Annotated in this window: 24 protein-coding genes, 1 tRNA gene and 2 pseudogenes; 22 read left to right on the plus strand and 5 right to left on the minus strand. The window is 53.8% G+C overall.

Annotated elements, in window-relative coordinates:
• Positions 1 to 482 precede the first annotated feature (482 nt).
• The 7 genes from ACGHUK_RS04655 (at position 483) to ACGHUK_RS04685 (ending at position 6354) form a co-directional block, all read left to right on the plus strand.
• Positions 483 to 824 carry a replication initiator protein A gene (locus ACGHUK_RS04655; RefSeq protein WP_390575262.1) on the plus strand — a complete coding sequence of 114 codons (342 nt, stop codon included), beginning with the start codon at positions 483 to 485 and terminating at the stop codon, positions 822 to 824.
• A 223-nt stretch (positions 825 to 1047) separates the two neighbouring features.
• The gene (locus ACGHUK_RS04660) at positions 1048 to 1230 is read left to right on the plus strand and encodes a hypothetical protein (RefSeq protein ID WP_005924684.1); all 183 of its coding nucleotides are present in this window, start codon (positions 1048 to 1050) and stop codon (positions 1228 to 1230) included.
• Positions 1231 to 1323: 93 nt separating this feature from the next.
• The gene (locus ACGHUK_RS04665) at positions 1324 to 2949 is read left to right on the plus strand and encodes a recombinase family protein (protein WP_243136148.1); all 1626 of its coding nucleotides are present in this window, start codon (positions 1324 to 1326) and stop codon (positions 2947 to 2949) included.
• A complete protein-coding gene (locus ACGHUK_RS04670; protein WP_390574948.1) occupies positions 2936 to 4750 on the plus strand; it encodes a DNA topoisomerase in 1815 nt (604 codons plus the stop codon). Before ACGHUK_RS04665 ends, ACGHUK_RS04670 begins: the two co-directional genes overlap by 14 nt.
• Positions 4750 to 5637, plus strand: a complete 888-nt coding sequence (locus ACGHUK_RS04675; protein WP_390575265.1) for an LPD16 domain-containing protein — start codon at positions 4750 to 4752, stop codon at positions 5635 to 5637. Before ACGHUK_RS04670 ends, ACGHUK_RS04675 begins: the two co-directional genes overlap by 1 nt.
• Before the next feature lie 8 nt (positions 5638 to 5645).
• The gene (locus tag ACGHUK_RS04680) at positions 5646 to 6161 is read left to right on the plus strand and encodes a YodL domain-containing protein (protein WP_371293031.1); all 516 of its coding nucleotides are present in this window, start codon (positions 5646 to 5648) and stop codon (positions 6159 to 6161) included.
• Positions 6151 to 6354: a transposon-transfer assisting family protein gene (locus ACGHUK_RS04685; protein WP_154244646.1), complete on the plus strand. Its 204-nt coding sequence runs from the start codon at positions 6151 to 6153 to the stop codon at positions 6352 to 6354. The genes ACGHUK_RS04680 and ACGHUK_RS04685 overlap by 11 nt, the downstream gene beginning before the upstream one ends.
• 134 nt (positions 6355 to 6488) lie before the next feature.
• Here ACGHUK_RS04685 and ACGHUK_RS04690 read toward each other — a convergent pair.
• Positions 6489 to 6560 (minus strand): annotated as a pseudogene (locus tag ACGHUK_RS04690) (DUF5131 family protein); the annotation flags it as partial.
• A 389-nt stretch (positions 6561 to 6949) separates the two neighbouring features.
• Here ACGHUK_RS04690 and ACGHUK_RS04695 point away from each other — a divergent pair.
• The 7 genes and pseudogenes from ACGHUK_RS04695 to ACGHUK_RS04725 all read left to right on the plus strand — a co-directional run bounded on the left by ACGHUK_RS04695 (position 6950) and on the right by ACGHUK_RS04725 (position 12271).
• On the plus strand, positions 6950 to 7624 hold the full coding sequence (locus ACGHUK_RS04695; protein ID WP_044954294.1) for an alpha/beta hydrolase: 675 nt from the start codon (positions 6950 to 6952) through the stop codon (positions 7622 to 7624).
• Between the two features lie 20 nt (positions 7625 to 7644).
• On the plus strand, positions 7645 to 9120 hold the full coding sequence (locus ACGHUK_RS04700; protein ID WP_390575267.1) for an amino acid adenylation domain-containing protein: 1476 nt from the start codon (positions 7645 to 7647) through the stop codon (positions 9118 to 9120).
• Positions 9120 to 9590, plus strand: a complete 471-nt coding sequence (locus ACGHUK_RS04705; RefSeq protein WP_005924656.1) for a GNAT family N-acetyltransferase — start codon at positions 9120 to 9122, stop codon at positions 9588 to 9590. The genes ACGHUK_RS04700 and ACGHUK_RS04705 overlap by 1 nt, the downstream gene beginning before the upstream one ends.
• 79 nt (positions 9591 to 9669) lie before the next feature.
• Positions 9670 to 10561: pseudogene (locus ACGHUK_RS04710) on the plus strand (radical SAM protein).
• A 156-nt stretch (positions 10562 to 10717) separates the two neighbouring features.
• Positions 10718 to 10855, plus strand: a complete 138-nt coding sequence (locus ACGHUK_RS04715; protein ID WP_390575268.1) for an MmcQ/YjbR family DNA-binding protein — start codon at positions 10718 to 10720, stop codon at positions 10853 to 10855.
• A gap of 51 nt (positions 10856 to 10906) precedes the next feature.
• Positions 10907 to 11497, plus strand: a complete 591-nt coding sequence (locus ACGHUK_RS04720) for a DUF1003 domain-containing protein (RefSeq protein ID WP_005924646.1) — start codon at positions 10907 to 10909, stop codon at positions 11495 to 11497.
• A 309-nt stretch (positions 11498 to 11806) separates the two neighbouring features.
• Positions 11807 to 12271 carry an Hsp20/alpha crystallin family protein gene (locus tag ACGHUK_RS04725; protein ID WP_005924644.1) on the plus strand — a complete coding sequence of 155 codons (465 nt, stop codon included), beginning with the start codon at positions 11807 to 11809 and terminating at the stop codon, positions 12269 to 12271.
• Between the two features lie 116 nt (positions 12272 to 12387).
• Here ACGHUK_RS04725 and ACGHUK_RS04730 read toward each other — a convergent pair whose 3' ends face one another.
• A complete protein-coding gene (locus tag ACGHUK_RS04730; protein WP_371293029.1) occupies positions 12388 to 12672 on the minus strand; it encodes an NAD(P)H-hydrate epimerase in 285 nt (94 codons plus the stop codon).
• Between the two features lie 63 nt (positions 12673 to 12735).
• On the opposite strand from ACGHUK_RS04730, the gene ACGHUK_RS04735 reads away from it, so the two are divergent.
• Positions 12736 to 13260, plus strand: coding sequence for a hypothetical protein (locus ACGHUK_RS04735; RefSeq protein WP_390575272.1), 525 nt, complete (start codon positions 12736 to 12738; stop codon positions 13258 to 13260).
• The gene (locus ACGHUK_RS04740; protein WP_390575274.1) at positions 13205 to 14023 is read left to right on the plus strand and encodes a hypothetical protein; all 819 of its coding nucleotides are present in this window, start codon (positions 13205 to 13207) and stop codon (positions 14021 to 14023) included. The genes ACGHUK_RS04735 and ACGHUK_RS04740 overlap by 56 nt, the downstream gene beginning before the upstream one ends.
• Before the next feature lie 188 nt (positions 14024 to 14211).
• Here the strand turns inward: ACGHUK_RS04740 and ACGHUK_RS04745 are convergent.
• Together ACGHUK_RS04745 and ACGHUK_RS04750 are read right to left on the minus strand one after the other, a co-directional pair.
• Positions 14212 to 14287, minus strand: a tRNA-Ala gene (locus ACGHUK_RS04745).
• A 190-nt stretch (positions 14288 to 14477) separates the two neighbouring features.
• Positions 14478 to 15305 carry an RNA methyltransferase gene (locus ACGHUK_RS04750; RefSeq protein ID WP_005939817.1) on the minus strand — a complete coding sequence of 276 codons (828 nt, stop codon included), beginning with the start codon at positions 15303 to 15305 and terminating at the stop codon, positions 14478 to 14480.
• A gap of 200 nt (positions 15306 to 15505) precedes the next feature.
• Here ACGHUK_RS04750 and ACGHUK_RS04755 point away from each other — a divergent pair, with 200 nt between their 5' ends.
• Positions 15506 to 16306, plus strand: coding sequence for a YoaK family protein (locus tag ACGHUK_RS04755; RefSeq protein ID WP_390575276.1), 801 nt, complete (start codon positions 15506 to 15508; stop codon positions 16304 to 16306).
• A gap of 68 nt (positions 16307 to 16374) precedes the next feature.
• On the opposite strand, the gene ACGHUK_RS04760 is transcribed toward ACGHUK_RS04755, so the two are convergent.
• On the minus strand, positions 16375 to 19677 hold the full coding sequence (locus ACGHUK_RS04760) for an ATP-binding cassette domain-containing protein (protein WP_390575279.1): 3303 nt from the start codon (positions 19675 to 19677) through the stop codon (positions 16375 to 16377).
• Between the two features lie 223 nt (positions 19678 to 19900).
• Between ACGHUK_RS04760 and ACGHUK_RS04765 the strand changes: the two genes are divergently transcribed.
• The 5 genes from ACGHUK_RS04765 to ACGHUK_RS04785 all read left to right on the plus strand — a co-directional run bounded on the left by ACGHUK_RS04765 (position 19901) and on the right by ACGHUK_RS04785 (position 25392).
• The gene (locus ACGHUK_RS04765) at positions 19901 to 20128 is read left to right on the plus strand and encodes a hypothetical protein (RefSeq protein ID WP_154255340.1); all 228 of its coding nucleotides are present in this window, start codon (positions 19901 to 19903) and stop codon (positions 20126 to 20128) included.
• Between the two features lie 68 nt (positions 20129 to 20196).
• The gene (locus tag ACGHUK_RS04770; RefSeq protein WP_101956483.1) at positions 20197 to 20502 is read left to right on the plus strand and encodes a hypothetical protein; all 306 of its coding nucleotides are present in this window, start codon (positions 20197 to 20199) and stop codon (positions 20500 to 20502) included.
• Entirely contained in the window at positions 20492 to 21229 is a 738-nt protein-coding gene (locus ACGHUK_RS04775; RefSeq protein ID WP_005939839.1) for a response regulator, read from the plus strand. Before ACGHUK_RS04770 ends, ACGHUK_RS04775 begins: the two co-directional genes overlap by 11 nt.
• A 26-nt stretch (positions 21230 to 21255) precedes the next feature.
• Complete coding sequence (locus tag ACGHUK_RS04780; protein ID WP_294647774.1) at positions 21256 to 22101, plus strand: HAMP domain-containing sensor histidine kinase; 846 nt, start codon at positions 21256 to 21258, stop codon at positions 22099 to 22101.
• A 351-nt stretch (positions 22102 to 22452) separates the two neighbouring features.
• Positions 22453 to 25392 (plus strand): acyl-CoA dehydratase activase, encoded by a 2940-nt coding sequence (locus tag ACGHUK_RS04785; RefSeq protein ID WP_349936022.1) that lies wholly within the window; start codon positions 22453 to 22455, stop codon positions 25390 to 25392.
• Positions 25393 to 25401 lie beyond the last annotated feature (9 nt).

A 25401-nucleotide genomic window follows, 5' to 3' on the forward strand; every position in this document is an offset into this window, starting at 1 on the left:
TACAAGTTTCTCACCAATGCTACGAAACAGACGTTCTCGATGCCTACCAAGTGTAGGGCATCTTTTTCAAGACCATTCTCGGACTATTATGACGTTTTGTTTACAAAATTGCTTGCAATGCTACGAAATGGCCTTTTTCATCGGCTACCAAGTAGAAGGATGTTTTTCGTCCGTCAAAGTCCAGAAATCTTCCATATGTTCCTTGACAAGTGAATAGTTCAATCGTCCGGTACTTCACAAAAGGTACTTCTGTAACTCGCAGCCCGGTCATAACGAAGACGGGGTGGCTGAAATGCCAATGGTGCGGTGCAAGCCCGCCGCCGGACGATTCCCCACTCCTAGGGAAGTCGAGGACCAATATGGGAGACCTTAACTTATTAACGCAGTTGAGCACTTGTTTCGTGCTTTTCTGCGACTGGAGAATTGGAACCCACCAATTCTCGTTACATACTCTTTGTTCCTGATTTCTGCTTCAGCTGGAGGTGATCAACATTTCAGAATATCTTACCACGCAAACTCTGCTGCCGCCGTTTCTCCCATACCCACGCTTCCTTTTGGAACTTGACCTGAGCCAGACTGCAAAAATGACTTATGCGCTGCTGCTCGACCGTGCCACGCTCTCGCAGAAAAATCTCTGGACAGATGAACGAGGTTTCGTGTTTGTCATTTTTACGATTTGCTCTTTGGCTGAGCAGCTAGGGCGCAGCACGGTCAGTGTTTCCAGTGCGCTTAAGGAATTGGACGCTGCGGGATTGATTGAGCGCAGACGAACGCGGTTTTCTTCGCCCAATCACATCTTTGTAAAAATTCCAAATGTTGAATAGTTCTGCGTTTTTCACGATTCAAGAACCGCCAAAATCACGATTCTGTGATGCAGATTCTTAATGGCATCTGCAAAAGAGATTTTTCCTATGCAGTATAGCAGCCTTTAAGACTGTATCAAAGAAAACTTTCACCTAACCAACGTAATAAAACAAAAAGAGAAAAACGAATAGAATCCATCCATTCCTTTCCGTATTTGCGCCACATGAATGAGGAGGTCTGCCCTTGAACAAAGAAAAATCTGAGAAGAAGCCTACCACACGCAAACGTGCGCCGAGAAGTCCGAAGTCCGTGCGCCTGATCGTGGAACGCCATTATATCGGCAATGTGCCGATGAATACGCTTTTTCAGCGGCTTGCGGAAGAAGAAATTCGTAAAACTGCCGAATCGTATCTTGCCGCTGGCTAATTGGACGTTTTACTGCGGAAAAGGGCTTGCATCATCACGCAGCATCCGCTACAATGTGATTGATGAGGTCTCTTTTCCATTATGGAGGTACACATGGAAAAGGACAAAAAAGTAACTGCTTTATACTGCCGGCTGTCAAAAGATGACGGTTCAAACAGCGAAAGCCTGAGCATCCGCACTCAAAAGGCGATGCTTATGGAGTATGCCACACGCAACGGTTTCGGGAATTGCCAGTACTATGTTGATGATGGTTACAGCGGTACGAACTCTGACCGCCCTGCCTTTCAGGAACTTCTGGATGATATCCGGGAAGGAAAGGTGGCAACAGTCATTACCAAAGACCAGTCCCGACTTGGACGCAACCACATCGAAACCGGAACGTATATGGAAATCTTCTTTCCTGAACACGGTGTCCGCTATATTGCAATCAACGATGGTTATGATTCCAACGAGCAATCTCAGATGGATATTGCCCCGTTCCGAAACATCATCAATGAAATGTACGCCAAAGACACTTCCCGAAAAATCAAGAGTGCCCTTCGGACACGCAAGAAAAGCGGAAAGTATATCTCCAGCGGCGCACCGTTTGGCTACCAGAAAGACCCTGCCGACCACAATCACCTTGTGATCGACCCGAACACCGCCCCCGTTGTTGAGTATATCTATTCAATGGCAGAGGAAGGGCTGGGGCTTCACCGCATCGCCAAGCGGCTCCACGATGAAAAAGTCTTGAAGCCGTGTTACTACAAGAAAGAGATGTTTGGCCGCTTTATTGATGATGAAAAGATGTATGATTGGGACAGTGCCTATATCAGTCAGGTTCTGCACAGCCCAGTCTACGCCGGACACATCATCTACGAAGCCAAGCCCACCGTGTCCATGAAATCCAAAAAGCGGCGTTATATTCCGTTTGAAGAACGCGCTATCGTTCCGAATACACATGAAGCAATCATCCCACAAGACCGTTGGGAGAACGTGCAGCGAATCCTTTACAGCCGTTCCGGCTGCTTTATGTGCGATAAGACCGACTACGACAATATCTTCAAGGGCATCGTCCGCTGTGCAGACTGCGGCAGAACGATGTTAGTCAAGGTCGAGCACAGGCGCAAACGTAACAGTGTTCTGGATCAGACATTTTATTGTTGCAGCACTTATCGGAAATATGGTGCGAAAGCCTGTGACTCTCATAATTTGGAAGCCCGTGTTCTGCATGAAGCTGTCTTTGCGGACATTCAGGCACACGCAAAGGCCGCTGTGAGCAATCGGGAAGCCCTTGTGAAGAAGATTGCAAATCAGATGCACCTCCGGGTGTCCTCTGACCGGGCGCAGCACAAACGGGATTTGAAGCAGTGTAAAGCACGAATCGCAGAAATCGAAGACCTGTATGCAAAACTTTATGAGGACGTATCAAAGGGACTTCTCCCGGAGAAACGTTTTCAAATGCTTGCAGATCGCTACGACAAAGAACAGGCTGAACTGACCGAAAAGATTGAGCAGTACGAGCGGGAAGGCCGTGCTGAACACGATCAGCTGGACAAGATTCAGGATTTTATTGATGAAGTCAGCAAGTACGCTGGCATCACCGAACTGAACTATAAGATTCTGCATCAGCTGATTGACAAGATTCTGGTATCCAAAGCGGAAAAGGTCGATGGCGAATACGTCCAGAAAATCCAGATTTTCTACCGCTTTATCGGCCCATTGGATGCCATCGAGTAACAAAGTCAGAAAAGTCACCTCCGAGAACTATCCTACAGATTCCGGACGGGAGGGAGAATTGATCTTCCGACTTGTCTACCAGCAGGCCGGCTGCAAAAAGCCTGTTTCTCGCCTGTGGCTGTCCAGCATGGAGGAAACCGCCATCCGGGAAGGTTTCGCCCATCTCAAACCGTCAACTGAATACGATGCGCTGTACAACGCAGCACTCTGCCGGGAACGTGCCGACTGGATGGTCGGCATCAATGCGTCCCGGCTTTTTTCGTGCCTGTACAACCAGCCCTTGGCGGTAGGGCGTGTTATGACCCCGGTGCTTGCCATGACGGTGGTTCGGGAAGCTTCCATTGCCGCCTTCACGCAAGAGAAATTCTACACGGTTGCCCTGACCCTTGCAGACGGCGGCACTGCATCCAGCAAACGATTTGCACAGAAAGCGGATGCTGAACTACTGCTTTCCAAATGCCGAAAGGAGGGACGTGTCACAGTGCAGAAGATGGAACGCAAGGAAAAGTCCGAAAGTCCGCCGCAGCTCTACGACCTTACCGCATTGCAGCGGGATGCAAACCGTCTGCTGGGGTTTACGGCACAGCAGACCTTGGATTATGCCCAAAGTCTTTACGAAAAGCGGCTCATCACCTACCCCCGCACGGACAGCCGATTTTTGACGGAGGATATGGCGGCATCCCTGCCGGGGCTGGTGACGAACACGGGCAAGGCGTTTGCTGTGGAAGAGCCGTTTCCCATCCATGTGCAGCAGGTCATCAACGGCAGCAAAGTCACCGACCACCATGCGCTGCTGCCTACGAAAAGCATGGCAAAAGCAGACCTTGCCGCCCTCCCTGCCGGGGAGCGGAATGTCCTGCGGTTGATTGCCGCACGGCTGCTCTGCGCTGTGGGCGAACCGCACTGCTATGCAGAAACTACGCTCACCACCATCTGCGCCGGAGAGGAATTCTCCGCAAAAGGCAAGTTGGTGCTGTCCGATGGATGGAGAGCCATGGAGCGGAAAATGCTGGGCGAACTGTTGGGCAAGCAGAAAGAACAGGCTGTTCTGCCCGATGTGCAGGAGCAAAGCCAGTGCAGCGTTGCCAGTGCTGAACTGAAAGAGGGGCAAACGTCCCCGCCGAAGCATTTCACCGAGGACCTTCTACTTCATGCGATGGAAACCGCCAGTGCAGACAGTATGCCGGAGGGCGTAGAACGTCAGGGCATCGGTACCCCGGCCACCCGCGCCGCAACTATTGAAAAGCTGGTGCAGAAGGGCTTTCTGGAGCGCAAGGGCACCAAGAAAACCAAGGTGCTGCTGCCTACCGACAAGGGCAAAGCCCTTATTACCGTAATGCCCGAAGAGATCCAGTCCCCGGAAATGACCGCCGATTGGGAAACAAAACTGCTGCAAATCGAACGTGGCGAAATGGAGCCGAGTGAATTTATGACTGAGATCAATATGGTGATTACCGAACTGGTAAAGAACACGGAAATGAAAAAAGGAGCGAATGCACTTATGAAAAGCAAGATTATTGGTGTCTGCCCGAACTGTGGTGCAAATGTTGTGGAGCGTGAAAAGGGCTGGTTCTGCGAGAACCGGGAGTGCCGTTTCGTGCTGTGGAAGGACAATGCGTTCTTCAAGCGTCTGGGCAAGCGTCTGGACGCTCATGTGGCGGACAAGCTGCTGCGGGATGGTCGGGTCCGCCTGAAGGACTGCAAGAGTGCCAAGGGCAAGACCTACAATGCCACCGTGCTGCTGTCCTGTGAAGCTGATGGCCGCAGCAAGTTTTCTCTTGAATTTGAAGGTGGTTGCTGATGGAGCAGAAAAAAGAAGCGGTTTACCTTATCAACGATGAACGCTATCTCCACCTCCGGGAAAATGGCGCAGGAGTCGGCTTTGCCACCTACAACAAGGTAACTGGTGAGCCGCTGGAAAGCGGGCAGATCTCGGAAAAGAACCTGCCGCCCGATGGCAGGAACGCCATTTCTGCCGCCCGGAACTGGTATCTGTTTGAACTTTCGGACGATGACCGCAAGGCCATCCAACAGGAAAGCGTAAAGATCCTCGAAAACATCCCGCAGGCGGGCATCGGCAGACGGCGCATCTGGGAGCCGGAAACGCTGCCGAGGGATATTCGTCTCATCAACAGCCACTATGATGACCTCTATCGCATTCCAGATGGCGGCGTGATTCAGGTGGATTACCCGGATGGGCGCAGTTTTACGGCACGGGTGGAACATCTGGATGATTACCACTTTGACATGGGCGGTTTGGGCAATGTGTTCCACATCTGCCAGTTTGCCGAAGTCATGGAACGAAACCATGCAGACTTCTACCCGGAGATTCAGACACAGGACGAGCAGGCGGCGTGGGAACTGGGCGGAAAAGGCTACCTTGCCATCCAGTCCTGTGAGGATGGATGGGACTACACCCTCTACCACAGCGATTATTCCGTGATGGACGGCGGGCAGTTGGATGCCCCGGAACTGACCATTCAGGAAGCCCGTGAGCAGATTCTGGAAGCGCACCACATGGAAAAGGGGCGGCGGCTGTTGCAGGACTACGATGCCGTCATGGACAAAGTTGCGGAAGCCGAGGAACTGAGTGCAGACCATCGCCCTTCCACACTGGAAAAGCTGGCAGAACTGGCAAGTGATACGTCTGCGCCAAAATCGTCTGCACGTTCTGCGCCTGAACTGTGAGGTGGACGATGCAGCAAAAATGGAACCAGAATTTTGACGGTGAACCCATGACGGACATCCCGCAGAAGTTTCTGAACGCAGGGTGCGATGTTTATATGGTGATGCAGCTGAGGCATGACGAAAAAATCTTCGATGAAAGATTTGCTTCCATGCGGGAGTTGAATCGTCGAGGCAAAACGCCCGACCCGGAGCATTACGAGGTCACCTACTATGCTGATCTGCCCGCCATGTGGCAGGATGTGCCGGACAACGAGGTTCTGGAAGAACTGTTTCAGATGTTCAACCTCTCCCGTCCGCAGGATTTTGAGGGGCACAGCCTGTCGGTCAGCGATGTGATTGCACTCAAACGCAATGGCGAGATATCTGTGCATTATGTGGACAGCATCGGCTTCAAGGAACTGCCGGGGTTTCTGGACAAGCAGCCGGAACGCCATTCGGTACTGATGAATCTCAAGGAAAAGTGCGATGCCCCGGAGTGCAATCCTACCGTCTGCCGGAAAGCGAGGGATGAACATGAACTTTGACCACGAGGAATTGACCCTGATGATGCTCTACAACACCGGCACCCGGCTGGGGCTTATCCACGAGTTGCGGCTCATGCAGTGCTACCTGATGCCCGATGAAACTGCCCTGCGGGAACTGTCGGAGGGCGTTATCGAAAAGCTGAAACTGCTGACCGATGCGGAGTTTGCCGAACTGGAATTTCCACTGGACTGATCTTTGCCGCCTGCGGGCGGCGTACATATTCTCTTTTTGCATTTGGTGTGATATACTGAACTCGACAAATCGGAATTTGTCTTGACTTTATAAATTTCCCCGCCTGATTTGCCCCGTTCATTGTCCAGATAGTACATATAGCAGTGGTCACAGTCCTCACTGTATTTGCGGCAGCCATGCCAGGGATTCCAAATATCACTGCTCATACCGATTCCTTTCCAGTTCGCAAATCAGACTGTGAGGCATTCTTCGTGGCCCACGTACCGCACCAATCCCATAGGCTTTCAGCTTCTCAAACGGGAGAAAAGACGGGTTGTACTGATCCAGCTTTTTCAATCTCATCACATGGTTCATATGTACGTTGCCATCATCATAATGGTAAGGAATATTGACTTCTGTAGCTTCGCACCGATATAGAACAGCGGAAACCGGGGCCGTAACATATAGACAGACAACATCGCCAACGGCTACTTCCTCCTGTTTATAGCCTTGGTCAGTAGTTTGATACTATGTACGAACTTTCTGCGTACTTGCTTTCGTTTTCGGATACCGTACAATATTTATACAATGAATCGTCAAGAGAGGAGGCAACAAGGTGACTTCTTTAACCATAGAACAAAAAAGAGTGGACATATACCCAAGCGCAAAGCCGGGCAGCCCAGTTATCTATCTCAACACCTTTTCCAATGCCGTTAACAGTGTGTATAAAAACCTGATGGCGCTCGGCTGCCCAGATTTCAGTCTGGTGGCGGTCAGTAAGCTGAAATGGGATCATGACATGACACCGTGGTATATGGGGCCGATCTCTAAACACGATACGCCCTGCACCGGGGGTGCGGATGATTACCTGAAACTGCTTCTGGATGAAATTATGCCGGAAGCGGAAGCGCTCCTTCCCGGTGCGCCCGCCTGGCGGGGCCTCGCCGGTTACTCGCTGGCCGGGCTGTTCGCCCTCTACGCTCTCTACCAAACGGATGTGTTTGCCCGCGCAGCGAGTATGTCAGGTTCCTTCTGGTTTGAGGGCATCATGGAATATGTGTGCTCCCATGAGATGAAGCGCAAACCTGACTGTCTGTATTTTTCTCTCGGAGACAAGGAGAGCTCCACCGATAATCCGATTTTGAACGTTGTGCAGCAGAATACGCAGAAGATAGAAACACTGTGCCACGGGAAAGGCATCGAAACCACCTTCGTACTGAACAGTGGCAGCCACTATCAGGCGTGCAACAAGCGCACAGCGGCTGGCATTCACTGGATATTAAATAGATAAACCGACAAGGAGATAAAACGATGGATACGATCTATTCGCTTTTTCAGAAGGTAGTTAAAGAACATGAAAATGCCCCGGCTATCATTGAAAACGACCGCACCATGACTTTTGGAGAGCTGTCCAACATGGTGGATATGATCACGTGCAGCTTTCCGCAGGAAGTACACAGCATCGGCATCGTCATGCGTCACCGAACCGAGATGATTGCCTCGATTCTGGCGGTACTCAAATGCGGCGGCCGATACGTCCCAGCCGAGCCGGATTTTCCCACCGGGCGCATCCATGACATGATGACCGAGGCACAGGTGGATTTTGTGCTGACGGAACACGCCTTTGCGCCCAAACTGAACAGTTTCCCCATCCGCTATACAGATTGTGAGATCTGCGGCGTGGAGACGCCCTCCTGGAAGCGCAACGCCGTGGAGGACCCGGAACGCCCCGCCTATGTGCTGTATACCTCCGGCACGACCGGGCGGCCCAAAGGCGTCTGTGTTACCAACCGCAATGTCTGCCACTATGTGCGCGCCTTTGCGAATGAGTTCCACCCCGGCCCCGGCGATGTCATGCTGCAATATTCCGTCTGTTCCTTTGACATCTTTGTGGAGGAAGTGTTCACCAGCCTGCTGAATGGCGCCGCTCTGGCCATCCCCTCTGACGAGGACAAGGCCGACATCCATGCGTTGATGGCTTTTGTGGAACGCCACCATGTGACTATGATCAGCGGCTTTCCGTATCTGCTGGCAGAAATGAACCACCTGTCTGTCATTCCGTCCTCTCTGCGGCTGCTTATCAGCGGCGGCGATGTGTTGCGGGGCGTTTATGTGGATCACCTGCTGGACAAAGCAGAGGTTTACAACACCTACGGCCCCTCCGAGACAACGGTCTGCGCCTCCTATTACCGTTGCAATAGTGGAACTGTGTTGGAGGACGGTACCTATCCCATCGGTCATCCTGTACTGGGTGCGCAGATCAGGATTCTGGATCAGTCTGGCAACGCGGTTGCCAAAGGGCAGACGGGTGAGATTTGCATTTATGGCGGCGGTGTATCTCTGGGCTACATTGGCGACCATGCCGAGGAAAACAGAGCTTTTGAGCGGCAGCCGGACGGCAGCACCATGTACCGCAGCGGCGATTTGGGCTATATCCTGCCGGATGGCAACATTGCATTCCTGCACCGCAAGGACGACCAGATCATGATTTACGGCAAGCGGGTGGAACTTGCCGAGGTGGAGTCCCGGCTCTATCGGTGCAAGGATGTGCAGCAGGCTATTGTCCGGGCTTTTACAGACGAGGATGGACTGTCCTATATGACCGCCTATGTGGTGCCTTCCGACAATAAGCTGAAAGTCTCGGAAGTAAAAAAAGAACTGTCTGAAAATTTGACTTCCTTTATGATCCCAGAGTTCTTTGTGAAGATGAAGCAGATTCCTTTGAATGTCAACGGTAAGCCGGATGTGTCGAAACTGCCGGTGGTAATGAAAGCGGGGGCATTATAATGGAGATTCAGATCCGGCAGGCCACGATCCAGGACCTGAATGTATTGATGCAATGGCGAATGGAAGTCTTGCATGAGGTATTCTCCATCCCCTCGGAGCGGTCTGTAACAGAGCTGGAATCGGAAAATCGCCGCTACTATCAAACAGAACTGCCGCAGGGCGGACATATTGCCTGCTTTGCCTACGTAGGGGAGGAAATCGTCGGCTGCGGCGGGATATGCCTCTATCATGAGATGCCCTCACCGGACAATCTAAACGGGAAATGTGCCTACCTGATGAACATTTATACCCGGCCGCAGTTTCGCGGACACGGCATAGGGAACAGAATCGTCAGGTGGCTTGTAGAGCAGGCTCGTCAGCGGCATATTTCAAAAATTTATCTTGAAACCTCAAACAAAGGCAGGCCGCTGTATCAAACAATCGGTTTTGCCGATATGAAGGATATGATGAAACTGTCCCGTGAAAAATAAGCAAAATCAAAGGAGCATACATACAATGGAGCCAATCATCTGAAACGTTGAAGTAAAAAGAGTCCTCACAAAATCCAATTTGCCTGTGAGTGATTATTCGGTCAATCCTTATGTGGGCTGTGGCCACGGCTGCAAATATTGCTACGCATCTTTTATGAAGCGTTTTACCAATCACCCGGAGCCCTGGAGAGAGTTCATAGACGTTAAATTTTGGCCGGAAATCAAACACCCGGAGCGGTATGCAGGGAAAGAACTGTTTCTCTGTTACGTGACCGACCCATATCAGCCGCTGGAGGAAACCGCCTGCCGCACCCGCGCCATTTTGGAGCAGATGCAGGGCAGCGAGTGTAGCCTCAGTATTGCTACCAAGTCTGACCTGGTGCTGCGTGACCTTGACCTCATTAAAACATTCCCCAATGCGCGGGTATCCTGGTCAATCAAACACACTGGACGAAGATTTTCGCGCTGATATGGACAATGCAGTGAGCATTGAGCGGCGGCTGGCCGCTATGAAAGCATTCCATGATGCTGGTGTGCGCACCACCTGCTTTATCTCGCCGATTTTCCCCGGCCTCACCGACCTGCCCTCCATCATCCACCGGGCGAAGAATCAATGTAATTTGGTCTGGCTGGAAAACCTAAACTTGCGGGGCGGTTATAAGAAAACGATTTTTGACTATATAACGGAAAAACATCCAGACCTGCTGCCGCTGTACGATACCATTTACAATAAAAAAGAACGCAGCTACTGGTCAATGCTGGATGCGCAGATGCGGCAGTTTTGCCAAGAGGAAGGGCTACTGTATGTCCGGGATGATGATTCCATCAAACGCCCGTTCAACGATCCGCCTATCGTGGTCAATTATTTTTTCAACGAAGAGATTATCCCTCGGCCAAAATGCAGAAGAACAGGTAATCAAAACTATATAGTAACATGCAGAAAGCTAGAAGTTGTAGAGGTGAGGTTATGAAACGCGCAGAATTAGAATCAGACATATAACGCCGAGACAGATTATCCGTGGCTCAAATATCCGAATTATGAGGTGTTCCGGCATTGTAATAATCGGAAGTGGTTTGCTCTGATTATGGATGTACCAAAGAACAAGCTGGGGCTGTAGGGCGAAGAAATGCTGGAAGTGGTCGATTTCAAATGTGACCCAATTCTGATTGGCACACTACGAGAGGAACCCGGCTTCTTCCCGGCGTATCATATGAGCAAGGATAGCTGGATTACTGTTGCACTGGATGTGCAGCGTATCAGATGACAAAATCAAAATGTTGCTTGATATGAGTTATGAAGCAACGATACCCAAAACATGCAAAAAGAGATACTGATAAATTCCCGTTTACCACCCAAGAACATCCATGAGAGAGGAGTGACCGTTATGAAGGAAAACAGAAAACTATTAAAAGAAGTGCTCAAGGACATCCGGCACGACATGACCGATGAGGAAGTGCTGAATCTGCTGGCAGACAGTAAGATCTCCGTCAGTCCTGAAAGCGAAAAAGAAAAGTATACGCTGGGGCAGCGTGCAGCAGATTCCATTGCAAAATTTGCCGGAAGCTGGGCGTTTATCTTTTCCTTTACCGGTGTTCTGATTCTTTGGATGGTGGTCAACACGGTGCTGGCTGCCAAAGCGTTTGACCCGTATCCGTTTATTCTGCTGAATCTGGTACTGTCCTGTGTGGCGGCAATTCAGGCACCGTTGATCATGATGAGCCAGAACCGTCAGGAGGAAAAAGACCGCCGCAGAGCGGAAAATGACTATAAAGTCAACCTGAAGACCGAGATCATGATCGAGGACCTGTACGATAAAGTAAACGCCATTCTTGCCAAGCAGTCCGCACTGGAAAAGCGGCTGCAAAACGATGGCAAAAATCATACAAAGCAGCAGGAAAACAACTGAATCCTAGCTTTTTTGCGCCAAAATGGGATAAGCCGGAAAGAAAACGGTGTGCGATTCCATCTCCCGGTGTTGATTTTTGTCTCATTGTGGTAATGGGGAAAGACAGATACAAGATATTGTTGCAAAAGTATTATTTTTTTGTGAATATTAGCACTCTACTATTGACAGTGCTAAAATGCAGTGCTATAACAGTGGCGTGCTCAGGAGGAAGGGAAAAAGGAGAGCCGCAAGACTCCCCGGAAAGCTCTTCCGAGTGGACGCTTCAGATTTTTTGCCCCGACCCGAACGCCGGGATTGGAGGAATGATTTATGCTTATGCCGACTGTTTTCCATGAAAACCTGTTCGATGATTTCTTCGATCCGTTCTGGAATGACGCTGCACTGGAACGTATGATGAACCGTGAGGCTCGTGATACCTTTGGTAAGCGTGGTGCAAACATGATGAAGACCGATGTCAAACAGACGGACAACGGTTATGAAGTAGCTGTTGACCTGCCGGGCTGCAAGAAGGAAGACGTTCAGATGGATCTGAACGACGGCTACCTGACCATTCAGGCAGTGCGCAGCCACAGTAATGACGAAAAGGATAAGAAGGGCCGCTATCTGCGGCACGAATCCTTCTCCGGCACCTGCGCACGCAGTTTCTACGTGGGCGATGTGAAGAAGGAAGACATCCACGCAAAGTTCGAGGATGGCGTCCTGCACGTCGAGTTGCCTGCTCCTCAGCAGACGAAGGCTTTGCCTGAGAACCCGAATCTGATTGCAATCGAGTAAAACGCCGGTCGTGTGCGCCAAGGCACAACGCACATAAGATGCCCCCGGAGAGCCGCAACAAGCCCTCCGGGGGCATTTTTTGTTTCCCGGTATTTTTCCGCAGCGGCAAGCCTTCGTCAAAACTCCGGGTGCCATTCATCCCGGATGCCAATGTCAGCACAGATGATTTTTCCGCACAGCGGCGCAGAAGCTTCTGCCATATGCAAAGGCTTATAACTGTCGAAGGTTACGGTCAAATCTGCATGGGCAACACCCTCGGCAACCTCCCCGGTATCCGTGTTGATGCCGCTGGGCAGGTCTACAGCCAGCACAAAGGTGTCGCTCTTATGCAGACGGCGTATCAGCCCGCAGGCAGCAAGACCGGAAGGCCGAAGTGCGCCATAAACTACCATAGATTCCATAAGCGAGTGACCTGAAAAGGCCGCTCGCTTTTTTGTTTACCACAGAGCTGAAAGGAGGCCAAAATGCCAAACAAAACGCAAGAATACCTTAACCTCGCCCAGCAAACGGCAAAGGAACTGACCCGATATTGGGAAAACTGGACGGACTACCTGACCACTGCATCCCGGCTGTACAAGTACAGTTTTGCAGACCAGTTGATGATCTACGCCCAGCGGCCTGATGCCACCGCCTGCGCCAGCTTCGACATTTGGAATAACCGCATGAACCGCTATGTGCGCAGAGGTTCTAAAGGAATCGCCCTGTTAGACCAGTCCAGCAGCGTACCGTGCCTGCACTATGTTTTCGATGTGAGCGACACCGGGGTGCGCCGCAATTCTCGCGACCCGGAGGTATGGCAGCTCGGCCCCGATTTGGTGCAGCCTGTGTCGGAAATGCTTGCCAGAGAGTACGGCGTTTACCATGAAAGGCTCAGCCAGCAGATTTCCGATTTGACGGGCAAGCTGGTGGATTCCTATTGGGACAACAATAGCAATGACATATGCCCGGAACATCGAAGCCATCCGCACCCTGTTCAAGCTGGAAGATGAACACCGTGGTGCTACTGCCGAGGAACAGCAGGTGCTTTCCCAGTATGTGGGCTGGGGCGGTCTGGCAGATGCCTTTGCCCCGGATAAGGATAACTGGGCAAAAGAGTATACGGTGAAAGAAGTCCGGCCCCGGTATAGCTGCTTTTATAAGATCCGGCATCCGGGTGACTGCGATGGGCAGTCTGGCTACGGTGTTTCCAAGCTGGATTCCATTGTAGAAGAAGTTGTCCGGCAGATCTTCGCACAGTTCCGGGAAGTTTCCCGGAAGAAGCTGCTGGAATCGGTCAAGACCAACGATGCCGCCCGCATCCAGAAGAAGGTCAAGAAAATCCAGAAAGACTTGGAAAGCAAGCAGAAAGAACTGGACGACCTGAAAGCCGAAACCATTCTGGTCATCCGGGGCGTAAGTGCCTTGGACAAAGAACTGCTGGGTACACTGGCAGCCGAGGCAAGAGAGGCTTTGGAAACTCTGGAAAAGCAGCTTGTTCAGGCGCAGGAAGAATACGAAGAAGCCACCAAAACGGCAAAGCGCAGCAACTACATCTGCAACGAGCTGTTTACATGGGCGGATGTGTACGACACCGCCAACCACGATGAACGCCGCGCTATCTTGCAGCAGTTCATTGCGGAGATTCGTGTCCGAAAAGACTACGAAATCTCGATCACCCTGAACGCCAGCTTCAACCAAGTGGAACAGCTCAAGGCTGTGTCAACCTACGATGGTGCGGAAATTTTTGAAGGAATTTCCGAGAAGGGAGCATAAAAGCGATGCACTTGCCCGCAGAACTCTGCAAAATGCAAAGAAAGAAGCGTGAAACCGATGGATTTTCAAAAAGTACATGGATGACCCCACCCGGTTCGCATCCGACTTCAGGGTTCGGAGCCCGGCACGGTCTGCCAAAGTTTTTTAGGCATAAAAAACGCCGCATCGTACAAAACGATGCGGCAAATTGGTGGACCTAGAGGGATTCGAACCCTTGACCTCTCGGATGCGAACCGAACGCTCTCCCAGCTGAGCTATAGGCCCATATTTAGGGGCGTGACTCGGTTGGGCGACCAACCGACATACTCCCCATTTGAATGCCCACAACTCCGTGGGGCACAAAAGCGATACGCTTGCACTCCCAACTGAGCTATAGGCCCATGTGATGACCCTGTAAGTGTAACTCTGTTCGGGAAATTTGTCAAGTATTTTGGGCAGGGCCAAAAAGCATCGCTCAGCGGTTGCCTAGCTGCCAGAAAGCAACAGCGCTGGCAGCGGCAACGTTCAGGGAATCCACGCCGTGGGACATAGGGATTTTTACGGTGTAGTCACAGGCGGCAATGGTGCTGTGGGCAAGGCCGTCACCCTCTGTGCCCAGCACGATGGCGAGCTTCGGCTCGGCGGAAAGAGCGCTGTCGTCAATGCTTACGGAGCGGTCGCTCAGAGCCATGGCAGCAGTCTTGAAGCCAAGACTGTGCAGCTGAGCAATGCCGTTTTCCGGCCAGTCGGCAGGGCAGGTGCCGATCTGCGCCCAGGGCACCTGAAACACGGTGCCCATGCTCACACGCACGGCACGGCGGCACAGCGGGTCGCAGCAGGAAGGAGTAACGAGCACGGCATCCATGTTCAGTGCAGCGGCGCTGCGGAAGATCGCTCCCACATTGGTGGAGTCCACAATGCCCTCCAGAACGGCCACCCGGCGGGCATTGCGGCAGACCTCTTCCACGCTGCGCGGCAGCGGGCGGCGGAAGGCGCACAGCACGCCGCGGGTCAGCTCGAAGCCGGTCAGGCTGGCAAGGGTCTCGCGGTCGGCTGTGTACACCGGGGCATCCCCGCAACGGGTCAGGATATCGGCAGCCGGGCCGGTGATCTGTTTACGCTCCATGAGCAGGGAGAGCGGTGTGTATCCGGCATCCAGCGCGCGGGCGATCACCTTGGGGCTTTCGGCAATAAAGATGCCTTTTTCCGGTTCCAGACGATTGCGCAGCTGCGCCTGCGTCAGGCGGGCATAGACATCCAGCTCCGGTGCGGAAAGGTCTGTGATCTCGACAATATTCGGCATAAGGAAGTTCTCCTTTGGAAAAGCTTTTTTCTTATTCTAACACAACCTGTGAGGGAATGCAAAGTGCGGGCCGGGCACGGGCCGTATTTTCGGCGCTGGCAGAGCGCCGGGATACACATGCCGGATATGTAAAACTGATATGGACCAAGCTGTAAAAATATATTATAATAATAGGGTACGAAAAGAGGGGAAAAGGTAATATGAAAACAAAACATCATGGGCAGATGTCAGAGTCCTTCCTGACGGCGGTGTTCCTTTCGCTTTCGGGCGGGCTGCAGGATGCCTATACGTATCTGTTCCGCGGTAAGGTGTTTGCAAATGCACAGACCGGCAACATCGTGCTGCTGAGTTCCAACATCATGGATGGTCAGTGGGATCGGGTGCTGCACTATCTGGTTCCTCTGTGTGCTTTTGCGCTGGGCGTACTGGTGGCAGAAAAGATGCGGGAGCGCTTCTGCGACATGCAGCGGCTTCACTGGCGGCAGCTGGTGGTGCTGGGCGAAGTGCTTCTGCTGTTCATTGTAGGTCTTTTACCGCAGGAGCAGAATCTGCTGGCAAACGCCATCGTTTCCTTCTCCTGCGCAATGCAGGTGCAGGCGTTCCGCAAGGTGAACGGCTATGCATTTGCCAGCACCATGTGCATTGGTGACCTGCGCAGCGGTGTGGAAGCATTCTGCATCTGGAGCAAGACCCATGAACCGAAAGTTAAGGATCGGATGATGCGTTATTTTGGCATCATTCTGTTGTTCGCGGTGGGTGCCGGTATTGGAAGCATGGGAGCAGCGCGGCTGGCAGGAAAGACCATCTGGATCTCCTGCGGGCTGCTGCTGGTAAGCTTTGCGCTCATGTTCATTCGGGAAGAAATCGAAGAAAACCCTGCGATCGAAAAGGATCTGGCTGAGATCCGGCAGGAGACACGGGAAATCGACCGGACTCTCAAGCAGGAACTGAAGGAAGAGCGCGAGGAACTGCATGAGGGATTACACGAGAAATTGAGATAAATCACCGGACATCAAAAAAGGAGCCGCTGCGTGATGCAGCGACTCCTTTTGCTTGTCGAGAAAGGAAATTACTCAGAACGCAGGGCGGTGACGGGGTTGCACTTGGCTGCGCTGCGGGCGGGAATCAGACCGCCAAGGATCGTGAGCAGGGTAGCCAGAACGATCAGGACCAGTGCAGCCTTGGGCGGCAGCACAGCGGTGACGCTGGTGGTTCCTGCAATGGAGTGGATGAGCATGTTGCCAGGGATCAGCAGCAGCAGGCACAGGCCCACGCCGATCACGCCGGAGCACATTCCGATAATGAAGGTCTCGGCATTGAACACCTCGGAGACATTGTGCTTGGATGCACCGATGGCACGCAGAATACCGATCTCCTTGCGGCGTTCCAGCACGCTGATATAGGTGATGACACCGATCATGATGGAAGAAACCGCCAGCGAGATGGCAACAAAGGCCACCAGCACATTGCTGACCATATCCACGATCTTGGTCACGGCGCTCATCAGGGTGCCGACCGTATCCGAGAATATGATCACCTTGTCCTCTTCGCCCTGCGCACGCATGGCGGCGTTGTAGGCGTTCAGGCTGTCCACGATACGGTTCTTGGCCTCAAAGCTCTTGGGGTAGATCCAGATGCTGCCGGGCTTGGCATAATCCGAATAGCCCAGTGCACCAAGAACACTGCTGTAGGAGGTGGTGCTGGACTGCAGGTTCATCTTGACCAGATCCACAAGGTCGTCGGTGCTCATGTTCACCTGCACGGCACTCTGGAACACAGTGGGGTCGATCTTCAGGGCATCTTCCACCTGACTGCTGAGCTGAGCGATGTTGTTCTGGATGGCGGACTGGATCTGCTGGCTGAATTGAGTGGTCAGATGGGTCATCAGCTGCTGCATCACGGTGCTCATCTGGGTCTGAATGGCAGCGGTGAGTTTGGTCTGCAGAGCTTCGCCCAGCTTCTGGCTCAGCTGTTCCGAGTAGCTTTGCAGATAGCTCGTCATGATGCCCTGCAGGTTCTGCTGAAGCGAAGCGGTGAACTGCTCCTGCAGGCCGGTGGTGTCCAGCAGGTCGCCCATGGATTCGGACAGAAGCTGTTTGAACTGGTCGCTCTCCATATAGGAAGAGAAACCGATCTTATCCAGATTCAAGATGCCGTTGCCGATGATATAGCGCTTATAGCCATTCATGATCTTCTTCATCAGGCTCTGCAGCGCATCCTCCGAGACGGACAGGTCCATATCGGCAAACAGCTGGCTCAGATCCAGCGCGTCCATGTCCGGCAGCTCCACATCGCTCATGTCGATGTCGCTCAGGTCCAGATCGCTCAGATCCAGCTGGAATGCGGACGGATCAAGGATGGAGGAAAAGTCAAAGCTGCCATCCTGCAGATCAAATGCACCGCTCAGGTCGAACTGCAGCTTGCTTGCATCGAACTGGAAGGCATCCTTCAGCATATCGGTATCCACAGAGAACAGGGAAGAAATGTCAAGATCGGTTTCGCGCTGGTCGGCATCAAAGCGCTCGCCGGTCAGCACGTTCACTTCCGGGTCGGCAAGCTGCTGCTTTACCACTTCACTTTCGGCTGCATGGTCGATGGCGTAGTAGGTGAGTGCATGGGTATAGGCAACGCCTATGGGCAGAATGGTGGAGCTGGCATCTGCGCGGGGCTGCACCACGCCCACGATGGTCAGATCCGGACTGTTTTCCACAAGCTGCTCCACATACGCTTCATCGTCGGAGCGGTTGCGCCAGATTTGGCGTTCTTCGTCATAAACGTAATAGTCCGAGCTGGTAACGATCTTATATTTCAGGCCCACAAAGGTATCGTAGGGGTAGGTGCCGTAGCCGGTGGGAGCCTGTGTGTTCTTGTTTTTTGCGTACTCCTGCAGAAAACGCATCATCACGCTGTCGTCCTCAATGCCCAGAATATAAAGAGCGTAATCGCTGATGCTGCCATCCGAATTCAGCACAAGAACGGCCTCGTTGTAGCTTTCCGGCCAGCGGCCTGCCTTGACATCGTACTGATCTTCGTACAGCGAAGGCTCTTCGGCCATCTCGGTAAACACGCTCTGATTGGTCATGGAAGAGACGATGCCGGCGGCAGAGGTGGTGTTGTTCAGCGCAGAAAGGCTGCTGTCCGGGAAGATCTGGCGCACGGTGCCGTCCTTGTTCTGGCGGTAGATCAGCGGTGCGATGCCGTAAGAATACTCGATGGAAGCAGCATCCTCCGAGATGGTGCACTCGTCGCTGTCCAGATATTTTTTCAGGGAGGCAAGGTCATTGACGGAGGAATTATCCTCGGTCAGCTGGCTCAGCAGTTCGCGCACTGTGACCATGCCCTCCGGGGTGGAAGAAGCGCTGGTGGCGCCCACATTGGTGTTGTTGGCAACGGCGCTGGTGTAGCTTCCCGGGTCCAGCAGGGCGGCAAGGTCTACGCCGGTGGTCGAGATCTGCAGCGGATATTCCGAAAGGGTGGAGCGTTCCATCTCCTGGATATAATTGCTCACACCGGCCGAGAGCGAAAGGATGAGCGCAATGCCGATGATGCCGATGGAACCCGCAAATGCGGTGAGCAGGGTGCGGGTCTTTTTGGTGAGCAGGTTGTTGAAGCTCAGCGCGAGAGCGGTGAGCGGCGACATGGAAGAACGGCCCAGATTTTTGTGCACCGGCGGCACCTGAGCGGAATCATCCGGCGCAAACGGTGCGGTGTCCGATTGGATCACGCCGTCCCGCAGGCGGACGATGCGGGTAGCATACTGCTCTGCAAGCTCCGGGTTATGAGTGACCATGACCACAAGGCGGTCTTTGGCCACCTCCTTCAGCAGCTCCATCACCTGAATGCTGGTGTCGCTGTCCAGTGCGCCGGTCGGCTCGTCGGCCAGCAGGATGTCGGGGTTGTTGACCAGTGCGCGGGCAATGGCCACACGCTGCATCTGGCCGCCGGACATTTCGCTGGGGTGCTTGTGCAGCTGGTCGCCCAGACCTACCTGCTCCAGCGCCTTGGTGGCCCGGTTGCGGCGCTCGGCACCGGAAATGCCGGAGATGGTCAGCGCCAGCTCCACATTGGAAAGCACTGTCTGGTGCGGGATGAGGTTATAGCTCTGGAACACAAAGCCAATGGTGTGGTTGCGGTAAGAGTCCCAGTCGCGGTCGGTATATTTCTTGGTGGAGATGCCGTTGATGATCAAATCACCGCTGTCGTAGCGGTCCAGACCGCCAATGACGTTCAGCAGGGTGGTCTTACCGGAACCGCTGGGGCCGAGAATGGCGACGAATTCGTTGTCCCGCAGGTTCAGGCTGACATCATCCAGTGCTTTCTGCACCAGATCGCCGGTTTTGTATTCTTTCTTGATGTGGTTGAGTTGGAGCATGTGTGAGCCTTTCCGGCGCATCCTCGCAGGAACGCTGCCGCTGTACATTATAATAAACTGCCCGGATACAGGACCCGCAGCAAGGCGTTATACACTTCTATTTTACCGAAATAATATGAAAAAACTGTGTATATTTCAACGTAAATTTTGACCGGACCGGTATTTTTGGCTTTTGAGGCAGAAAAACAGGAAAATAAAGGAAAAATTGACGTGGAGGTTGAATTTGCGTCGCCGTCGTGCTATTTTAATAGCGGAAGATCCTGATAAAACAGAAAAGCATCGCGAAAGCAGAATTACACTGCCAATACGACGCAAAAAATCTGCGATGAACCGTAAGCACAAAATAAAATGCGTCGCAGAACAGAAAAACACGACAAAAAAACGCAACGAATGTGATTTTGACATTTTTAGACGCTTTTTCAGGATTGAACCAGCCCTCTCTGCTCTTTAAAATAAGATAAGAAAAACAAGGAATGCCTTGAAAACGTCGCAGGACCTTGTAGCAAGGGAGGAAAAATTATGGAACGTACATTTTCACCTATGATCCGTCAGTTTTCGGCAATCGACGGGTTGCAGAAAGCATATACGCTGGTATACTCAATGGATACAGGCAACGAAAACGGTTGCTGCCTGACGCTTTGCCGTACCGGGAACCGGCAGTACATGCAAAGCTGCTACATTGCAGCTGCACCAGAGTTCTGCTACCGGATCCTGCGCTATCTGTGTGAGAATGGCGTCCAGCCGGAGATCTGGCAGGATGTGGTAGAAGAACTGACCGATACAGAACAGCTCAGGCAGAAAGGCGGCGCGTTGCGTGGAGAGTGAGCACACAGCAAAAACGCTGCAGATCGCCCTTGGAAGCTACGACCGCAAGGAGCTGCGGGTGGAAAAGAACTACCTGCAGGAGCAAAGCCCTGCGTTGGAGTGCACCTGCTTCCAGAACGGCGGCCGTCTGCTGGAACAGCTGCGTCAGGGCCGTCAGTTTGATGTTGTGATCCTCTGCAGCCAGCTGGAAGATATGAGCGGGCTGGAGTTTTTAATGAATATCCGCAGCATGGATCCCAAACCGAATGTTGTTCTGTTTGATGAGGGCAGGCGGCAGAATACGAGTGCCATTTGTCTGGAATCGGGCGATGGATTCTGCTATGTGGGCCATGCCGAACTGAAGAACCTGCTGTGGGAGCTGTACCGCCTGCCGGGACGGCAGAGCCAGCGCATGGAACGCAAGTGTCAGGAACTGTATGAGGGCTGGGGCATCCAGCTGCCGGACGTGAACTGCAACTATCTTTCCTGTGCGGTGGGCGTGGTGTACGGCACCAGCCAGAAGCTGGCCATCCGCAAGGAGATCCTGCAGGCGGTGAGCGAGCAGTACGATGTGTCGGTCTCTGCTGTGGACAGCGGCATCCGGCGTATGATCGACCAGCTGGAAGCAAAGCCCTCGGCCAAGTGGCTGCGCTTCAAGGACGAAAGCGGATTTGCGGACGAGAAACCTACCACTGGTAAACTGATCTACACTGTCAAGAATTATCTTCAGCGTCAGAAGGACGACTGAGCATAAAACACAGGAGGCGCAAGGGTATGGAGCAGATGCGGCAGAACGAGGCGGGTGCACTGACCGCGCAGGCGATCCCGCAGAAGGATGTGGAACAGGCATGCTTCCATGCACTGGGCCTGATCGGACGCAATTGCGAATATCTGGACCAGCACCTTGCGCATGTGGGTGCCGACCAGCAGACCCGGCAGGCGGTGAACGATATCAGCGCTGCGTCGGCAAGGCTGGACCGCACTGTGAACGAAGTGATGTCGCTGCTGGATTTTCTGCGCACCGAGGAAGACCCGCGGCTCTATCCGCTGGACCTGTGCCAGCTACTGCAGCAGGTCGCCGCACAGGCCGATATGGTGCAGGCGCAGCTTGGGGTGGAACTGACGCTGGACTATGGCGGCTGGACAGCCTGCCGGGTCATGGCGGACCGCAATGATGCAGAACTGCTGTGCCTGCATCTGCTCTCGAATGCCTTGCGGGCCTGCAGTGCGGGCGGCAAAGTGCGGCTGATGCTGCGCCGCAGCGAAAGCTTCTGGCAGCTGACGGTGATGGATAATGGCTGCGGCCTGCCGGAAGCAGGCGAGGATACATGGCTGGAGAACCGGCGCTGCTTTCTGGGCGGCGCAAAGCTGGGCCTGCTGCTCTGCCGCGAGTGCTGCCGCCGCATGGGCTGGGGCCTGCGGGTGGAGCGCGCACCGGAAAAGGGCACACAGGCAGTGGTGACCATTCCGCTGTGCACCGACCGCATAATGGAGCCGACGGTAGAGCTGCATACGGGCGGCGATACGGCACAGGCACAGCAGCATCAGTACCAGCTGCGCAATATGCTGGTGCGGGAGCTGCGTACCATGCCGGAGCGCGGCGACCCGGACGAGCTGTGATGCATGCTGCATGATTGCATTATAATAATGAATAAGGACTGCTGCGGGGGAGATGCTCCTGTGCGGCAGTCCTTTTTTGTTGGCAAAGGTTAAGAACCTTTGCCAAGATACCGGTGCAGCCGCATAAAAAGCGACAAGTTCACAAAATGTTTAACTTTTTGAGCGGAAAATACTATTTTTTCTGTGTAAAATAAAGGACGCTGATTGATTGTGCCGCAAAATTGGATTATAATACAGCTGTATGCGATTCAATGAATGATTCGTTACCAAACTAATTTTTGGCAAAGAAATTGATTTTGCCGTCCACCGGGGGCTTTGCCTCCGGCATTTGTCCTTAGGAGGAAAAACAACGTGAGAGTAGGTCTTGACATCGGCAGTACCACCATCAAGTGTGTGGTGCTGGATGAACATGATGCGCTGCTGTATTCTACATACGAACGGCATTACAGCCATATTCTGGAAAAGGCGCAGGAGCTGCTGCGCCGCATCGATGCCGAGCAGTTGCACGGTCAGAAGGCGCTGCTGAGCATTTCCGGTTCGGCGGGCATGGGTCTGGCCGACAGCTGCGGCGTGCCCTTTGTGCAGGAGGTGTTCTCCACCCGCGTGGCGGTCAAGCGCTTTGTGCCTGCCACCGACTGCGTGATCGAGCTGGGCGGTGAGGATGCCAAGATCCTGTTTCTGACCAACGGTACCGAGGTGCGCATGAACGGCAGCTGTGCCGGCGGCACCGGTGCCTTCATCGACCAGATGGCCACCCTGCTGAAAATGGGTGCCGACGAGATGAACAAGGCAGCAGAGAACGCACAGCGCACCTACACCATTGCGTCCCGCTGCGGCGTGTTTGCCAAGAGCGACGTGCAGCCCCTGATCAATCAGGGTGCCCGCACCGAGGACATTGCTGCCAGCATTTATAAGGCTGTGGTCAACCAGACCATTGCAGGCCTTGCACAGGGCCGTCCCATCAAGGGCAATATCCTGTATCTGGGCGGCCCGCTCACCTTCAGCAGCGTGCTGCGCAAGAGCTTTGACGAAGCGCTGAACGTGACCGGCACCTGCCCGGAGAACAGCCTGCTGTATGTGGCACTGGGCGCTGCCCTCTATGCCGACAAGGCTTTTGTTCTGTCTGAGGTGGCCGATGCGCTGGATCGGTACGCCGCCACCGCCACCTACGCCAGCGAGCCGCCGCTGTTCGCCAGCAAGGAGGAATACGAGGCGTTCCACGCCCGCCACATGTCCCACAGTGTGCCGCGTGTGCCGTTCAGCGCGCAGTGCGGCCCGGTGCATATCGGCATCGACTCCGGCTCCACCACCGTCAAGCTGGTGGTGGTGGACGAGAAGAGCCAGATCCTTTACACCAACTATCAACCGAACCTCGGCAACCCACTGCCCCTCATCCGGGAGCAGCTGCTCAAAATTTACAAGGAGCACCCGGGCCTGCAGGTGGCCAGCGTGACCACCACCGGCTACGGCGAAGAGCTGGTGAAGAACGCGTTCCGCTGCGATTACGGTCTGGTGGAAACGGTGGCGCACTTTACCGCTGCAAAATACTTTATGCCGGATGTGGATTTCATCATCGACATCGGCGGTCAGGACATGAAGTGCTTCAAGATAGAAGATGGTGCCATCAGCAACATCTTCCTGAACGAAGCATGTTCCTCCGGCTGTGGCAGCTTTTTGCAGACCTTTGCACAGGCACTGGGCTATGACGTGAAGAAATTTGCAAGCCTTGGCCTGTTTGCAGACCGCCCGGTGGATCTGGGCAGCCGCTGCACCGTGTTCATGAACAGCTCGGTCAAGCAGGCCCAGAAGGACGGTGCCAGCATCGAGAACATCTCGGCAGGCCTGTCCATCAGCGTGGTCAAGAACGCACTGTACAAGGTCATCCGCGCATCCAGCCCGGAAGAGCTGGGCCGCAAGATCGTGGTGCAGGGCGGTACCTTTTATAATGAAGCCGTGCTGCGCGCCTTTGAAAAGGAGATGGGCGTGGAGGTCATCCGCCCGGACATTGCCGGCTTGATGGGCGCTTACGGTGCGGCTCTGTTCGGCCTGCGCCAGAGCCAGAAGGCCCACAAGACTGCTTCTGCCATGATGAACGAGCAGGAGCTGGAAGCCTTTGCGCAGAAGGTGGTCAGCGTCAAGTGCGGCGGCTGCGGCAACCACTGCCAGCTCACCGTCAACACTTTTGCGGATGGCCGCAAGTACATCTCCGGCAACCGCTGCGACAAGCCCGTGACCGGCAAGAGTGCCGACGACAGCCTGAACCTCTACGCCTACAAGCAGCAGCTGCTGGCCGAGTATAAGCCGGTGGCCGGCAAGCGCGGCTCCATCGGCATCCCGCTGTGTCTGGGCTTCTACGAGCTGCTGCCCTTCTGGTGGGCCTTCTGGACAAAGCTTGGCTTTGCCGTGCACACCAGCCCGGTGTCCAGCCGCGGCCTGTACCTCGCCGGTCAGGCTACTATCCCCAGCGATACCGCCTGCTTCCCGGCAAAGCTGAGCCACGGCCACATCAAGGCCCTGAGCCAGATGCAGCTGGACGCTATTTTCTACCCCTGCCTGACCTACAATGTGGACGAGGGCCTGGGCGACAACCACTATAACTGCCCGGTGGTGGCCTACTACCCCGAGGTTCTGGCAGGCAACTGCCCGGAGCTGGAGGGCACCAAGTTCATCTATGACTATGTGGGCATCCACCGCCCTAAGGACTTTGTGCACAAGATGGCAAAGAACATCCTGCCCAAGTACTTCGGCGGCATCTCGGAAAAAGAGGTGCAGGCCGCAGCGGATGCCGCCTATGCGGAATACGAGTCCCACATGGCAAAGATCCGCGTGAAGGGCAGCGAGATCATCGATGAAGCCCGCCGTCAGGGCAAGCGCATCATCGTGCTGGCAGGCCGCCCCTACCATGTGGACCCCGAGGTGAACCACGGCATCGACCGCCTCATCACCCGCCACGGTGCTGCCGTTGTTACCGAGGACAGCATTTCCAACCGGGTGCAGAAGTTCCCTACCAGTGTGCTGAACCAGTGGACCTACCACAGCCGCCTGTATGCCGCCGCCAAGTACTGCACCACCCAGAAGGATATGGATCTGGTGCAGCTGGTGTCCTTCGGCTGCGGCGTGGATGCCATCACCACCGACGAGACCCGCGAAATTCTGCAGGAGGGCGGCAAGCTCTACACCCAGCTCAAGATCGACGAGATCACCAATCTGGGTGCCGTGAATATCCGCCTGCGCAGTCTGTTTGCTGCTCTGGACGAGCGGGACGAGGTGGCCGCAGAAAAGGCAGAATAAAATAGAGAT

The organism is Faecalibacterium sp. i25-0019-C1, from assembly GCF_042854225.1.
Lineage (GTDB): Bacteria > Bacillota > Clostridia > Oscillospirales > Ruminococcaceae > Faecalibacterium > Faecalibacterium taiwanense.